The organism is Arthrobacter globiformis (genome assembly GCF_030817195.1).
Classification (GTDB): domain Bacteria; phylum Actinomycetota; class Actinomycetes; order Actinomycetales; family Micrococcaceae; genus Arthrobacter; species Arthrobacter globiformis_D.
On sequence record NZ_JAUSYZ010000001.1, the window covers coordinates 4,637,876 to 4,651,491 of the forward strand.

General features: G+C 68.2%; 13 protein-coding genes and 1 pseudogene. 5 read left to right on the plus strand and 9 right to left on the minus strand.

The window, feature by feature from the left end; genetic code table 11:
* Window positions 1-69 precede the first annotated feature (69 nt).
* Window positions 70-1,631, minus strand: a pseudogene (locus tag QF036_RS21240) (DUF7059 domain-containing protein).
* A gap of 130 nt (window positions 1,632-1,761) precedes the next feature.
* On the opposite strand from QF036_RS21240, the gene QF036_RS21245 reads away from it, so the two are divergent.
* The 3 genes from QF036_RS21245 (at window position 1,762) to QF036_RS21255 (ending at window position 3,520) form a co-directional block, all read left to right on the plus strand.
* Entirely contained in the window at window positions 1,762-2,370 is a 609-nt protein-coding gene (locus QF036_RS21245; RefSeq protein WP_307105070.1) for a hypothetical protein, read from the plus strand.
* Window positions 2,371-2,380: 10 nt separating this feature from the next.
* Window positions 2,381-2,824, plus strand: a complete 444-nt coding sequence (locus QF036_RS21250) for a hypothetical protein (protein WP_307105072.1) — start codon at window positions 2,381-2,383, stop codon at window positions 2,822-2,824.
* 132 nt (window positions 2,825-2,956) lie between these two features.
* A complete protein-coding gene (locus tag QF036_RS21255; protein WP_307105074.1) occupies window positions 2,957-3,520 on the plus strand; it encodes a hypothetical protein in 564 nt (187 codons plus the stop codon).
* 58 nt (window positions 3,521-3,578) lie between these two features.
* Here QF036_RS21255 and trhO read toward each other — a convergent pair whose 3' ends face one another.
* A complete protein-coding gene (gene trhO / locus QF036_RS21260) occupies window positions 3,579-4,475 on the minus strand; it encodes an oxygen-dependent tRNA uridine(34) hydroxylase TrhO (RefSeq protein WP_307105076.1) in 897 nt (298 codons plus the stop codon).
* A 124-nt stretch (window positions 4,476-4,599) separates the two neighbouring features.
* Here trhO and QF036_RS21265 point away from each other — a divergent pair, with 124 nt between their 5' ends.
* Together QF036_RS21265 and QF036_RS21270 are read left to right on the plus strand one after the other, a co-directional pair.
* Window positions 4,600-5,292: a GNAT family N-acetyltransferase gene (locus tag QF036_RS21265; protein WP_307105078.1), complete on the plus strand. Its 693-nt coding sequence runs from the start codon at window positions 4,600-4,602 to the stop codon at window positions 5,290-5,292.
* 165 nt (window positions 5,293-5,457) lie between these two features.
* Window positions 5,458-7,854 (plus strand): DEAD/DEAH box helicase, encoded by a 2,397-nt coding sequence (locus QF036_RS21270; RefSeq protein ID WP_307105080.1) that lies wholly within the window; start codon window positions 5,458-5,460, stop codon window positions 7,852-7,854.
* 68 nt (window positions 7,855-7,922) lie between these two features.
* Here QF036_RS21270 and QF036_RS21275 read toward each other — a convergent pair whose 3' ends face one another.
* From QF036_RS21275 to ssd, 7 genes are all read right to left on the minus strand, one after another.
* On the minus strand, window positions 7,923-8,318 hold the full coding sequence (locus tag QF036_RS21275) for an Rv3654c family TadE-like protein (RefSeq protein ID WP_307105082.1): 396 nt from the start codon (window positions 8,316-8,318) through the stop codon (window positions 7,923-7,925).
* Window positions 8,315-8,740: a TadE family type IV pilus minor pilin gene (locus tag QF036_RS21280; protein ID WP_307105084.1), complete on the minus strand. Its 426-nt coding sequence runs from the start codon at window positions 8,738-8,740 to the stop codon at window positions 8,315-8,317. The genes QF036_RS21275 and QF036_RS21280 overlap by 4 nt, the downstream gene beginning before the upstream one ends.
* Window positions 8,741-8,880: 140 nt before the next feature.
* A complete protein-coding gene (locus QF036_RS21285; RefSeq protein ID WP_307105086.1) occupies window positions 8,881-9,168 on the minus strand; it encodes a DUF4244 domain-containing protein in 288 nt (95 codons plus the stop codon).
* A gap of 342 nt (window positions 9,169-9,510) precedes the next feature.
* Window positions 9,511-10,125, minus strand: a complete 615-nt coding sequence (locus QF036_RS21290) for a type II secretion system F family protein (RefSeq protein WP_307105088.1) — start codon at window positions 10,123-10,125, stop codon at window positions 9,511-9,513.
* A gap of 60 nt (window positions 10,126-10,185) precedes the next feature.
* Entirely contained in the window at window positions 10,186-10,989 is an 804-nt protein-coding gene (locus QF036_RS21295; RefSeq protein ID WP_307105089.1) for a hypothetical protein, read from the minus strand.
* On the minus strand, window positions 10,986-12,386 hold the full coding sequence (locus QF036_RS21300) for a TadA family conjugal transfer-associated ATPase (protein WP_373460214.1): 1,401 nt from the start codon (window positions 12,384-12,386) through the stop codon (window positions 10,986-10,988). Before QF036_RS21300 ends, QF036_RS21295 begins: the two co-directional genes overlap by 4 nt.
* On the minus strand, window positions 12,383-13,477 hold the full coding sequence (ssd, locus tag QF036_RS21305; RefSeq protein WP_307106041.1) for a septum site-determining protein Ssd: 1,095 nt from the start codon (window positions 13,475-13,477) through the stop codon (window positions 12,383-12,385). The genes QF036_RS21300 and ssd overlap by 4 nt, the downstream gene beginning before the upstream one ends.
* Between the last annotated feature and the right edge of the window lie 139 nt (window positions 13,478-13,616).

The following is a 13,616-nucleotide window of genomic DNA, read 5'->3' on the forward strand; positions in this document are numbered from 1 at the left end:
GGCCACAGCTGTACGTTCGCGCTTGGACCCACTGTCACTCCAGGCCCGGCGTCAGTCCCGGGTCCCCTGTCAGTCCGGGCCCACGGGCAGCAGGAATCCGTCCCGGACCAGATTGGCCACTTCGGTGAGCAGGCCGCTGCGGAAGGCACCGCCGTCGAACCCCTCCGTCCCGCCCAGCAGCGCCTCAAGGGCGCCGATAATCTGTCCGGCGGTCAGGTCGCCGTCGCACGCGGAGACAAAGCCCGCCAGTTCGGTGCTCAGCAGGTTGGTGCGGCGGAGGCCGGCTCCCTGGCGCAGCAGGATGACGCCGGGGTGTTCGGCGCCGGGGCGCTGGTGGCGCTCCTCGGTGACGTCCTCGGCCACGAGAAGGTGGGCCGCGGAGACGTCGTGGGCCGCCAGCCAGTCCGCCCGTTCCACCGCCGCCCCCAGGTGGGGCCCGACCGGCTGTTCAATCGGATAGGTGATCTCCTCGAAACGGCGGATCCGCCGCTCACCTGCCGGACGGCGCAGGAAGACCATCCCGAAGCCGATCCCGCCGACATTCCGCGACGCGAAGTCCGCCAGGTACGCGGCATAGGCCTCCTGGTAGTGCCGGCGGTCCCGGGTTTCCGAGGCATCCTGCAGCCAGGTCTCGGCGTACTGCTCCGGCCCCACCTGTTCGCGCTGGATGAACCACGCGTCCGTGTCCGGACCGGCCCAGCTTTGCGGCCGCTCATCCCACGCCGACCCCTCCGGGATCTCCCAGTTGCCCAGAAGCTGGGCCGTTCCGCCGGGGACGAGCACATCAGGCAGGGAGCGGATGAGCGACGCCACGATATCGTCGCCCGGCAGGCCGCCGTCGCGGTACGTGAACTGGTCGGCTGCAGCCTCCCCCGCAGTGCGCGGCGTGATGACGAACGGCGGATTGGACACGACGAGGTCAAAGGTCTCGCCGGCAACAGGATCGAGGAGCGATCCGAGCCGCAGGCTCACGCGCTCGGCCGGCCGCGCCGGATCAATATTCAGTGGCTCGGCATTGAGCAGGAGATTGAAGCGCGTGAATGCGAGGGCGCGCTCCGAGATGTCCGTGGCGGTGACGTGACCGCTGTGCTGGAGAAGGTGGAAGGTCTGAATGCCGCAGCCGGTGCCCAGGTCCAGGGCTCTTTCAGCATGGCGGCGGATGGTGGTCTGGACAAGGGTGGTGGACGCCTGCCCGATGCCCAGGACGTGGTCGTGCCTGAGGACGCCGGGCCGCTGGTGCGCAGCGAGGTCACTGGCCACCCAGATCTCGACGCCGCCGTTCCTGCCCGCGTCCCAGCCGTAGGGACGCAGATCCGCTTCGGCCACAACCTCGGTCCCCGTGATTTTCGCCAGCCCAAGCGCCGCCAGGCCTTCGGCGCGGGTCCGCGGCAGCGCGCCGTCAAGCACCTCCGCTTTCTGCGGAACGGCCAAAAGCCAGAAACGCACGACGGCGGCCAACGCTGCGGTGCGCGGCTCGCCGGCGGCTACTGCTTCAGTCGCGATCAGTGCCGGGATGGGCTGGTCCCGGTTCAGGGCCGCGTATGCGGATTCCCCCAGCAGTTCCGCGACGCCCTCCAGGGTGTAGCCCACCTCGCGGAGGTCTGAGGCCAGGGCCTGGAGGAGTCGGGCATGTCGCTGCGAGGCGCGTCGGGAGTGTTGCCGGCGGTGAAGTGCGTTGGTTCGGTCACCGGCCAAGTCTATTTCCGCCCACATCATTGTCGGCGCCTGATCATTGTCCGCGCCTGCAGTTACAGTTGGGCCATGCTCGGAACCCAGGCACTGGCGGCCGATCCCGATTGGCTGCGGTACGCGGCGGCATTCGCACCGCTGCTGGCCGCCGTCATTGCTGCCTGGATCGCGTGGCGCACGCTCGCCCAGCGGCGTCAGGCCGACCGGCGAGACCAGTGGTGGAAGCGGACCCAGTGGGCCATCGACCTTGCCATGGACCGCGACTTCAGCAGGGCAATTGTTGGCCTGGTGGCCCTGAAGCACCTTGCGGCCAGCGATCTGTGCAGTGACGAAGACTACGAAATGCTGGACAAGATCGGAGGCGCCAAGATCGATGCCCTGACCCTGTCCGAGGAGAGCGCCGGGCGCGAGGCGTCGAAGCCGCAGCCCACGGAATCGCGGCCCGCACATCAAGAAGCCGCGGCCCCGCGGCCCCGGCAGCAGGGAACCGCGGCGCCGCCGGACGCTGCGGCACGGACCACAGTCATTCCCGTGGCTTTGGAGTCCCGGGGCGAGCGGGTGCTGGCGACCTCCGCAGGCATGGCCAAAGTGCTGACTGAGGCAGACAGACTTGTCTCTTTTGTGGCCTCGCTGCGGAGCGGCGGGAGGCGGCCGGAATCCGGCGGCACCTCAAACGGGTAAGTTTGAAGGCATGCCTGAACGTTGTCCTCTGATTTCCCGTGCCTTGGGCGGGGCGGCGGCGTCCGCCGCCATACTGCTGGCAGCGACTGCCTGCTCCCCCGTGGTGTCGATCGAAAATGCCGATGTTCCGCAGTGGCAGGCCACCGCCCTGCCCTCCGACAGCCGGGCGGTGCTGGAGGACTCCGGCAAGATCCTCAACCGGGACAGGATCATCCCGGCGGCAGCCAGCGTCCCGGCAGGTGACTACACGCTGACCATCACCTGCGACGGGGGCGGCAAGGCGTTCTTCACCGTGATGCTCGCCGGCAAGGAACTGACGGAAGCCGGAGCGGCCTGCAACGGCAGCCGCGAAACCGCGACGATCACCGTACCGAAGGCCGGGCGGATGGAGATCAGCGCCGCCAGCGTCGACGCACCGCTCCTGTACGCCTATCACCTGGTTCCTGCCCCTTAATCCGCGGCTTACTACGCCGCCAATTGGCGGCGGCGTCGTATGGATCCCGCAATTCCAAGACGGCGCGGGAAATTCTTCCTTCCGGCGGATTGCCATCTGTACCGGCGTCCCCGGCAGGCTTAAAGTCGGGATATGCCCACGGTGCGGATGGCCTCCGCGCATCGTTTCCCGGCGCGGGCGCAACGCAGGCTCTGGTTGCGGGCGCCAGCAGCCGCCGTCGTGCTTTTCTTTGTGCCGGTGGCAGCCGTCCTGGGCGGCTGTGAATACAGCTACGACGACGGCCGGGGCGAACTTCCGGCCGCCGACCCCGTGGTAACGGATCCCGTATTGCCGCGTGATCCGCTGGAGAATGTGCCGGTGTCGGGTGAGGAGCTCACTGAATGGGCGAAGGACGTCCTGCCCGACGCCGAGGGACAGGTCTTCCACACAAGCTACGGCAGCGTTTCAAGGGGCCGCAGCAAGACAGAATCCACCAAGCAGCTGCCGAGCGGCACGTACTCCCTCACCCTCGCGTGCCGGAGCGAGCGTCGGGTCTCATTCACAGTCCGCGACGAAGAATCCGCCCTGGTGGACCTGAGCCTCCGGTGCGGCACGTCGCGCGTCAATGTGGTGCACGTGTCCGAGGACTCGGTGCTCCGGGTGACGGTGGAGGCGCGGTCGGCCGCCAATTTCGCCTACCGGATCAGCCGGATCTGACGCTGCAGCCAGAGGACCCGGCCAGGCAGGGGCTGCCGGGCGCTGCCGTCCCTCCTGCTCAGGCCGCGGCGCAACCGTCCGGGCAGCGCAGGGTTTCAGGGCTGGCGGCGCACTCCGCGCAGTACAGCGTCAGCGTGCGGCAGCTGGGGTTCGAGCAGTTCTCGAACTTGCTCGTGGGCGCCTGGCACCGGACGCACTCGCCGATGGTTTTGGCGTCCTCGCTGAATTCGAGGTGCATGCGCTTGTCGAAGACGTAGAGAGAGCCTTCCCAGAGGCCCTGGTCCTTGAACTTCTCCCCGTAGCGCACAATGCCGCCGTCCAGCTGGTACACCTCTTTGAAGCCGCGGTTCACCATAAGGCTGGACAGCACCTCGCAGCGGATGCCTCCGGTGCAGTAGGTGACGACCGGCTGGTCCTTCAGGTGGTCGTACTTGCCGGAGTCGAGCTCGGTGATGAAGTCGTGGGTGGTGGCGACGTCAGGGACAATGGCGTCCTTGAACTTGCCGATCTGTGCCTCGAACGCGTTGCGGCCGTCAAAGAACACGACGTCCTGGCCGGTGGCCCTCCTCGCGTCGACGAGTTCGTGGACTTCCTCAGGCTTCAGGTGCGTCCCGCCCCCCACGACGCCTTTTTCGTCCACCTTCAGCTCGCCGGGCGCACCGAACGAAACGATCTCGTGGCGGACCTTGACGCTCAGACGGGGGAAGTCCTCCGCACCGCCGTCGGACCATTTGACGTCGATGCCATGGAAGCCCTTGTATTCACGGGTGGTTTTCACGTACTGCTTCACAGCCCCGATCTCCCCGCCAACGGTGGCATTGATACCGTCCTTGGAGATGAGGATTCGCCCGGTCAGGCCGAGCTTTTCGCACAGGGCACGCTGCCAGAGCCGGACAGCGTCCGGGTCTGCGATGGGAGTAAAGCCGTAAAAGAGTACGATTCGGTTCAAAGCCACGTATTTAAGGGTACTTGGTGGCCGCCGAGGACGGATTCGGACCCGGGAAGAGCCTCCTATCACAATTGCATAAGCAAGCGCCGAAGCACTGTTGCTTATGACAGCGCTGGAATACTCTCATCACATGACGCCAGAAGCCATGGTTGGAGACATCACTCATCTGCTGGAAGTCTGGGTAGCCGGTTGGGCTGGTTGCCGGGGCTATGAGACGCGCACCGAGGGACGGTTCCCCGCGGCCTTGCGTGCGGACACGACCGGGGACTGGGAATACTTCGCCTCCGATCCTACGGACGCGGAATTCGCGGAGCTGGCGGCAAAGACTGCCGAGGCCCCCAAACGGGTCCTGACCATCCTGACCAATGATGTGGGGCGCTACAAGCTCTTGGCTGAGCAACACAACCTCAACGCCACGTCAGCGTCCCAGACCATGATGGTTGTGGACATGGAAACCCAGGACTCCGAGGACCCGTGGCTCTCGGACGACGACCTGGCCCTGAAAACGTGGGAGTCCAACGGCGTCCACTTCGCCGAAGTCCGTTCGGGTGACACTCTGGCGGTGAGCGGCCGCGTGGTGGTCATCAACGGCACCGCGGTGTTCGACAAGATCGTCACCGAACCCGCCTTCCAGCGCCGGGGCCTGGGCAGCTTCATCATGAAGGCGCTGGCGGCGCAGGCGTTCTCCCACGATGTGGAGGACGGGCTCCTGCTGGCGTCCCTGGACGGGCAGAAGCTGTATTCGCATCTGGGCTGGTCCTCGGTGTGCCACGTGCTGATGCTCTCCGCCTCCGATGAGGGCTCCGACCTCTCCGTAGTCTGACCGTTCCGGCCGTTCCGTTCTTCCGGGGTCTGTAGCGGGTCAGCTGTCCTGTGCCCGGGTTGCTGTTCCCTGCCGGTCCGCGGGTCTGTGCGTATTCGGTGTTCAGTGCGGGGCGTATTCGGTGTTCAGTGCGGGCGATTTTTGCCCGGATGAAAGAATGTTGGGGTGAACCCCCATGACTCGCTGATTCCGTTGCTGGGCCGCGGCCCGGACCCGGAGCAGCTCCGGCATGTGCGGACCATTCCAGCACGCGCCGCCGTGCACGAACCGTGGCCGGACTGGGCCCACCCGGACCTGGTCGCGGCCTACGGCAAGCTCGGCATCCACCAGCCCTACCGGCATCAGATCCGGGCAGCAGACATTGCCCACGGCGGCAGGCACGTGGTGATCGCCACCGGCACGGCGTCCGGAAAATCCCTGGCCTACCAGCTGCCGGCGCTCGATGCGATTCACCGGTCCGAGCTCCGCGTCCTGTCGGACCCTGGAAAAATCCACGACGACGGCGCGGTGACGCTGTACCTCTCCCCCACCAAGGCGCTGGCGGCAGACCAGCTCGCAGCAATTAGATCCCTGAACCTCCCGACCGTCCGGGCCGAAACCTACGACGGCGACACCGATCAAGCCTCCCGCCGCTGGATCCGCGACCACGCGAACTTCATTCTCGCCAACCCCGATATGCTGCACTTCGGCATCCTGCCCAACCACGCCTGGTGGGCCGGATTCTTCCGGCGCCTGCGCTACGTGATCGTTGACGAGGCCCACAGCTACCGCGGCGTCTTCGGCTCCCACGTGGCCAACCTGATGCGCCGGCTGCGGCGCATTTGCGCTTACTACGCCGCCGATGGAAACGCTGCCGGACCGGTCTTCATCGCGGCGTCCGCCACCGCTTCCGAGCCGGAGAAGTCCTTTGGCCGGCTCATTGGCGCCGCGGTCCAGGGCGTCTCGGAAGACTCCTCGCCGCACGGATCCACGACAGTGGCATTCTGGGAACCGGCGCTCAGCGAGGTGCGCGGCGAGAACGGCGCCAAGGAACGCAGGACGGCGGTGGCCGAGACCGCGGACCTGCTCGCGAACCTTGTCTCGTCACGGGTCCGGACCATCGCGTTCATCAAGTCCAGGCGTGGCGCCGAAACCATCTCTTCCATCACCAAACGGCTCCTTGACGAAGTCGACCCCAGCCTGCCGCAACGCGTGGCGGCCTACCGCTCCGGATATCTCCCGGAGGAACGCCGCGCCTTGGAAAGGGCCCTGCGGACCGGCCAGCTGCTGGGTATTTCCAGCACTTCGGCCCTGGAACTGGGGATTGACATCTCCGGGCTGGACGCCGTGCTGGTGGCCGGCTGGCCCGGCACCCGGGCGTCCCTCTTCCAGCAGATCGGCCGCGCCGGCCGCGCCGGACAGGACGCCATCGCCGCCTTCGTGGCCAGCGATGATCCCCTGGACACCTACCTGGTCAACCATCCGGAAGCCATCTTCGACGTGTCCGTCGAGGCCACAGTCTTTGATCCGTCCAACCCCTATGTGCTGGGCCCGCACCTCTGCGCCGCTGCCGCCGAGCTCCCGCTCGGCGTGGCCGAGCTGCCGCTGTTCGGAGCCAGTGCGGAGAAACTCCTCGGGCAGCTGGTGGCACAGGGGTACCTGCGGCGGCGCCCGGCCGGCTGGTTCTGGACCCACGCGCAGAGCGCGGCCGCCATGGTAAACCTGCGCGCCGACGGCGGCGGGCCGGTCAGCATTGTCGATGCCGACACCGGTTCGCTGCTGGGAACCATGGATTCGCCGCAGACGCACTACCAGGCCCACACCGGGGCCGTGTACGTCCATCAGGGCGACAGCTACGTGGTGGAGGACCTGAACGAGGACGATCACTGCGTGGTGGTACGCCGTGCCAACCCCGACTACTACACGACAGCCCGGGACGTGACGCAGATCGAGGTCCTCGAGACGCAGCGGACTGCGCAGTGGGGCGATGTTGCCGTCCACTTCGGCGACGTCAAGGTCACAACTCAAGTGGTCTCCTTTCAGCGGAAGGCCCTGATTTCCAATGAAGTCCTGGGCGAGGAGCCGCTCGATCTGGGAGCCCGGGACCTGTTTACGAAGGCCGTGTGGTTTGTGATGGAGAACCGGTCACTCACAGGTGCCGGACTCATCGAAGCCCAGTTCCCCGGCGCCCTCCACGCGGCCGAGCACGCCGCCATCGGCCTGCTGCCGCTGGTTGCCTCGAGCGACCGCTGGGACATCGGCGGGGTTTCAACCGCAATCCATGCCGACACCGGTGTGCCGACGATTTTCGTGTACGACGGGCATCCAGGCGGTGCCGGTTTTGCCGAACGGGGCTTCGAGAAAGCCAAGGTGTGGCTCTCGGCCACGAGAGATGCGATCGAGGCCTGCGAGTGCGAATCCGGATGCCCCTCCTGTGTCCAATCGCCAAAATGTGGCAACAAGAACAACCCGTTGGACAAGGATGCGGCAGTCACCCTGATCGATGTCCTGCTGAAGGATGCGCGGGACACGGCAGCGCCACAGGATTCCGAGGCGGGCGCACCGGCGCCGAACACGGTCTAGGTTGCGACCGTCGCCTCAAAGGCGCCGGCGCAACCCAGAGCGCCATGCCTTTTAGGAACCCCGCCAACTTAGGGCGGCGGTCCTGCCCTGGCCCGGCCGGTGGCGACGCCTAGGAGGGGCCCAGCAGGCAGCTCGGTACTGACCTCGACGGACTGGTCACCTCCGGCGGTGCAGCTGACAAGCGCTGCTTTGTGGCGGGCAGCCACCGCGGCAGCCACAAGGCAGGGCTCCCCCGCTGAAACACCACGGAGCGCGTCAGCCGCTGCCAACGCGGCGAGGTCGGCCGCGGCGGCGGCTTTGGACGCCGCGGCCGATGCCTGCGCCAGCAGGAGGAGCAGGGACATGACCATGACAACCACCATGCCGAGCCCCGCGGCCAGCACAGTGCCCGATCCGCGTTCGGATTCGACTCCGGACGCCGGACTTCTGCGCTGGCCGAGGGGCTGTTTCCGCCGAAGGCTCACAGGGACCGCCTGGCAAGAATCCCGTATCCATGCCCGGCCGGCGCCGCCAGCGCGACCTGCACCTCCGGCGCCGCCTGGACCGTTCCCGGAGGCGGTGCCGATGATGCCGTTTCGCTGCGTGCCTCTGCCCTGGCTGTCAGCGTCCACGGCACCATGCGTCCCAGGGGTCCCGCCGCCCGGTCCGACACGGTGACGCTCATCCATTCGCCGCCGGGCACAACGGCCGACGAGGCGGATGGGCCTGCCAGCTTCCGGACGATGCCGTTGACGGCGGCGGGGTCTTCACCCCTCGCGAGTGCCCTGGCGCCAGCCCGGGCCGCATCCTCCAGCCGTAGTTGGGTGATTCCCGCCGCAGACCCCGCCAGCAGCATCGCCAGAAGCAGCAGGACCGCCGGAAGAGCCACCGCGAATTCCGCGGTCACCGCGCCCCGGTTGTTCCCGCGACCGCTCTCGGCGTCACGAGACTTCCCCTGCCCGCGGCCGCCGGCCTGATCTCCGGATGGGTTCCTGTCCTGCCGGCGGGACTCAAGTCCGGCCGCTGTAGGGGTCCGCGGAGCGGGTTTCACGGCAGAGCCAGCGCCGTACGGATCAGGTTGAGCAGGAAGCCGCGCACTTCGTCGCTTCGCAGGATGAACACCAGGAGCCCGGCGAAACCCACGGCGGCCAACGTGGCGATGGCATATTCGGCGGTCGCCATGCCGGCCTCCGAGCCCGTGAGATGCCTGCGTGGCCGTGGCTTCACCCGCGGCGCCATGCTGGCGCCCGGGTAGATCTCCAGCACATCAGCTTCTTCGGATTCCTGGCGCACGGGCCGGACGGCTTCACCCGGGCTGTGGTGGTTGAGGGACATGAATTTTCCTTTCTGGAGTTCCGGCGAATTGCCGGTGCATTCGACTCTCCCGTCCGCCGTCCGGACCGGTAAGGCCTGAACTTCCCTAAGTGGAAAAGCAGCCGGGCGGGCGGCATGTGGAGGGAAAGTGCCGGCGTATCCGCGGCGCCCGTGGCATGTGCCGCACCTCAGCGTGAAAAAGCGGCAAATGCATGGCAGCGCGAAATGCCTTGCGGCGGGTCACTTTTTTGGCGGCGGGAAACAGCAGCCCATTCGGCTCCCCGAGGGATCTCAGGTGCCCGACGAAGCTCGGCTGCCCGACAAAACTCAGCTCCCCAAGGGATATCAGCTTCCCAAGGGATCTCAGCTGCCCGACGGAACCAGGGCCAGCAGCACAGGAACGACTCCCAGGCAGATGAAAGCCGGCAGCGAACACAGCCCCAGCGGAACCACCAGCTTGACTCCAAGGGAGGCCGCGCGCTTCTCCGCGGCGCGGAAGCGTTCCCGCCTCATTCTGGCGGCCTGGGCATAAAGGATGGACGACGACGGTGCACCGGTCAGCGCGGCGAAGCCCAAGGCGTCCCTGAGGGCGAGTATTTCCGGCGAGCGCACGTCTGAACTCCGCCAGGCCGTCTCCCAGTCGGCGCCAATGGCCATGGCTCCCACGACAGGCCGCAGGGCGCGGCCGTACTCGGGTGAGGCCGCAGCGGCCACCAGTTCCAGTGCTCGTCCGATACCCGCACCCGCGTGGAGCATGGCGGCAATCAGCTCAAGCATCATGGCCGTATCACGCAATCCCGGTGACTGCTCGGCGCGCCTCTGAGAGTGTTCGTCCTTGTCCACCCTGCCGCTACCCGCCGACAGGCCGCTCCGGCGGAGGAGTCCGGATCTCGCAGGGGCGGTCCCGCTAAAGGCGAGGCCTGCGGCGGCCGCAAGCGCCAAGAAGATGAGGGCAGCGGCCAGCACTGATCCGTTCATTGGCCTGACCTGTTCATTGGCCTGATCCGCTCGTGCAGAGGCAGTCTGGCTGACACGTGTTCATGGCGCAGCCGCGCCGGCGGCTGCCCGCACGAGCCTTGCGGACCACAGGCGGCCGGCAACGGTCAGTCCGATGCCTGCGACCAGCGCAGCCACGCCGAACGGTGTGCCCAGCAGCATCACCAGTGGGTCCACGCCGAGGCAGACGCCCAATCCCAGCCCCAGCAGGGGGAGCCAGGTCAGCAGCGCGACCGTTGCCTTCGGTCCGGCGAGCGCCGTCTGGCGGGCGGCTTCGGCGTCGTCTTCAACCTCGAGCTGGGCTGCAAAGCGCGTCAGGACGTCGGCCAGCGGACAGCCGCTGGCGGCCGCTATCTCGAAGCAGGCTGCCAGCTCAGCCCAGATCCGCGGCTCACGGCCGCCCGTTCCGTGACGGGAGGGTGAGCAGGCCGACCGTATTGCCTCGGCTACCGGCGCGCCCCGCAGGGCCGCTCCCCGCGCGGCAGACAGGACAGCCGCCGATCCGGGGCTGAGCCGTGGCCGGCGGGGGTCGTCATCTGCGGAGCCCTGCTCCACGTAAAGCTGCCACAGTTCCTCCCAGAGCCGCGAAGGGGACCGGCCGCCCTTCAACAGGGCAGCCAATTGCTGAACCACAACCGTCAGGGACACGAACGCCTCCCGGCGGCGGCCACGGGCGAGGCCAAACCCGCCTCGGTCCCTCATGGCAGGCCGGCCGTTACGGCGGACACGGCCCCCGGCCAAACCGCTGACGCCGAGGGCGATGCGTGCGCGCCGAACCGGCCCACGCGCAGGGCTCAGGATCAGCCACGCGGCGAGCGCCAGTGCACCAACAAGGGCCGCGGTCATGCTGCTGCCCTGCGGGCTCCGCGTTTTTCACGCATGTTTCCCGAACCGGGGCCGGAATCGCGGGCAGGGATGGAGCCGTGTGCGTGGCCGGCCTCGGGGACAGCGCCTGCCTCCGTTGCCAGGCCCGGGTCGAGGGCCAGGCGCTGGGCAAGGATCTCCCACGCCGGCCCGGGAACCGGCCTGCCAGCGGAAACGTCCAGGGCCACGGCGACGTCGAGGCCACCGGGCCGCTCGGTCAGGATGCCGATGCACGCGACATAGCGTCCGTGCCTCGACCGGGCTACGTGGACCACCAGGTCAAGTGCGCTGGCAACCTGCAGGCGGACCGCATCCTGGCCAAGCCCGGCCAGGGCCCCGAGAGCGGTGAGCCGGGCCGGAACCGCGCCTGCGGCGTTGGCGTGGATGGTGCCCCCGCCTCCGGTGTGCCCCGTATTCATAGCGGTCAAGAGTTCGCGCACCTCTGAGCCCCGGCACTCTCCCACGATCAGCCGGTCCGGCCGCATCCTCAGGGCCTGGCGGACGAGTTCACCGAGGTCCACTGCCCCGCCTCCTTCGAGGTTCCCGTGCCGTGATTCCAGCGACACCACATGCGGGTGTACGGGGTTCAGCTCTGAGGCGTCCTCGATCAGGACCAGCCGCTCCCCCGGGTGGCAAAGCCCCAGCAGGGTGGACAGGAGAGTGGTCTTTCCGGACCCGGTGGCCCCGCTTACCAGGAAACTCAACCGCTGCTCCACCATGCGCTCCAGAACGCATTGAACAAGGGGCCCAAACATGCCCCCGTCCCGGAGCTCGTCCATGGTGAACACCTGTTCCCGCCGGATCCTGATACTGAGCAGCGTGCCGGCCGCCGAGATGGGCGGCAGGACGGCATGGACCCGGTAACCGCCCTCGAGCCGCACATCCACGCACGGCGATCCGTCATCCAGCCGCCTGCCGCCCGATGCCACCAGCCTGGCGGCAAGGGCCCTGAGCTGCGCCTCCCCTGCGAAAGCCACCGATGTCCGTTCGATGCCGCGGCCCCTGTCCAGCCAGACGGAGTCCGGTGCGTTCACGAAGATGTCCGTGACCAACGGGTCCCGGACCAGGTGCTGCAGCGGCCCAAGACCGTTGAGCTCAGCGCTGATGCGCTCAGCGGCGGCGAGGGAACCCGCTGTGCCCAGCAGCTTCCCGGTGGCCTGCACCGCAGCCGCCACCCGGGACGGGGTAACCGGCCCGGCGTCGGCCATGACCGACTCACGGACGGTCTCGAGAAGCCCCGCATCCAAGACCCGGGCCCCGCGCCGCCGCCCGGCAGTCTCGGCGAGCGCGGCGCGGGAAGCAGCTGCACCGGGAAACCCGGGTGCGCCACCGACGCCGGCATCCGCACCGGCCGCGGGCACTCCCAGATAAGCACTCACCGGAGGTCCCCGGCCTCGCCGGCGAGGAGGCCCAGCACTGAGGAGGCGAAGCGCCGCACGCTCTTTCGCCTGCCCTGGTCGAGCAGGCGGCCCAGCTCGGTGGCCGAGGCTGTGCCCCGCACCTCGGGCATCACGCCGTGCAGGGGCAGCCCTACGGACTCGGCGACCAGCGCGGCGTCCAGCGCAACCCCGGCCTTTCCCCTGATGACCAGGGCGGATTCGACGGGCGGAAGCTCCTGCAGTAGCCGCGCAGCGGCAACCGCAGCCTTCAGTTGGGCGGGGACGACAACCAGGAGGCGGTCGCAATCCCAGGCGAACGTGCGCAGCGGCTCGGCGTTGCGGCCGATATCGACAATCACCACTTCGTAGCCCCTGCGTGCGGCGTCGAGGACGCCTCCCACGGTGACCGGGTCCACCAGGGGCGGCCGTTCCCTGCTTCCGGGCCACGACAGAAACGAGAACCCGCCGGCGACAGGCAACGCGTCCGCGAGCTGCTGCGGGTCAATGCTGCCACTGGCATCGGCCAGGTCCGGCCAGCGGAGACCCGGGGATTCCTCCGCGGCCAGTGCCAGTTCGAGGCCACCGCCCCAGGGATCGGCGTCCACGAGCAGGACCCGTGCACCGAGTTCGGCTGCTGCCTGCGCGAGCCACGCCGCCGCGGTGGTGGCACCCGCCCCTCCGCAGCCGCCCGTGACACCAAGCACCAGGCCTCCGGCCTCGGGTGAACGGGACCGGCTGAGATACTCCGCCAGCCAGGCGGCGGCGTCCGGAAGAACGGCGACGCGTTGTGCACCCAGGGCGGCGCCCAGGTGCCAGAGCGTATCCCCTTCGCCGCTGAGACCGACGAGCACGGCCGGGGCACGGCGCCGGGGCGGCAGTTCACGGACATCACTGCCGACCAGGACGTCGGCCGCGGAATCCCAGAATGGCGCGGCCTCTGCCACATCGTCCACCACCCGGAGCCGTCCGCCCGCGGCCGCGACAATCCGCTTCACTTCTCCCCGCAGGAATTCAAAGCCCGTGACGAGCAGGACGTCGCCGCCGTCGGCGGGGAGCCAGGTTCCGGTTTCAGAACCGGGCGACAGCCCCACCGGAGCTGGCCTGCGCTGTGCATTGGGCACGGCAGCATCGGGCACGGCAGCATCCGGCTGTGCGCTGTCCGGGTCTGATGGGAGTCGCCGGTTCCGGGCGTGGTGCCTGCTCATGCAGCAACTGTGCCCAACGGAACAG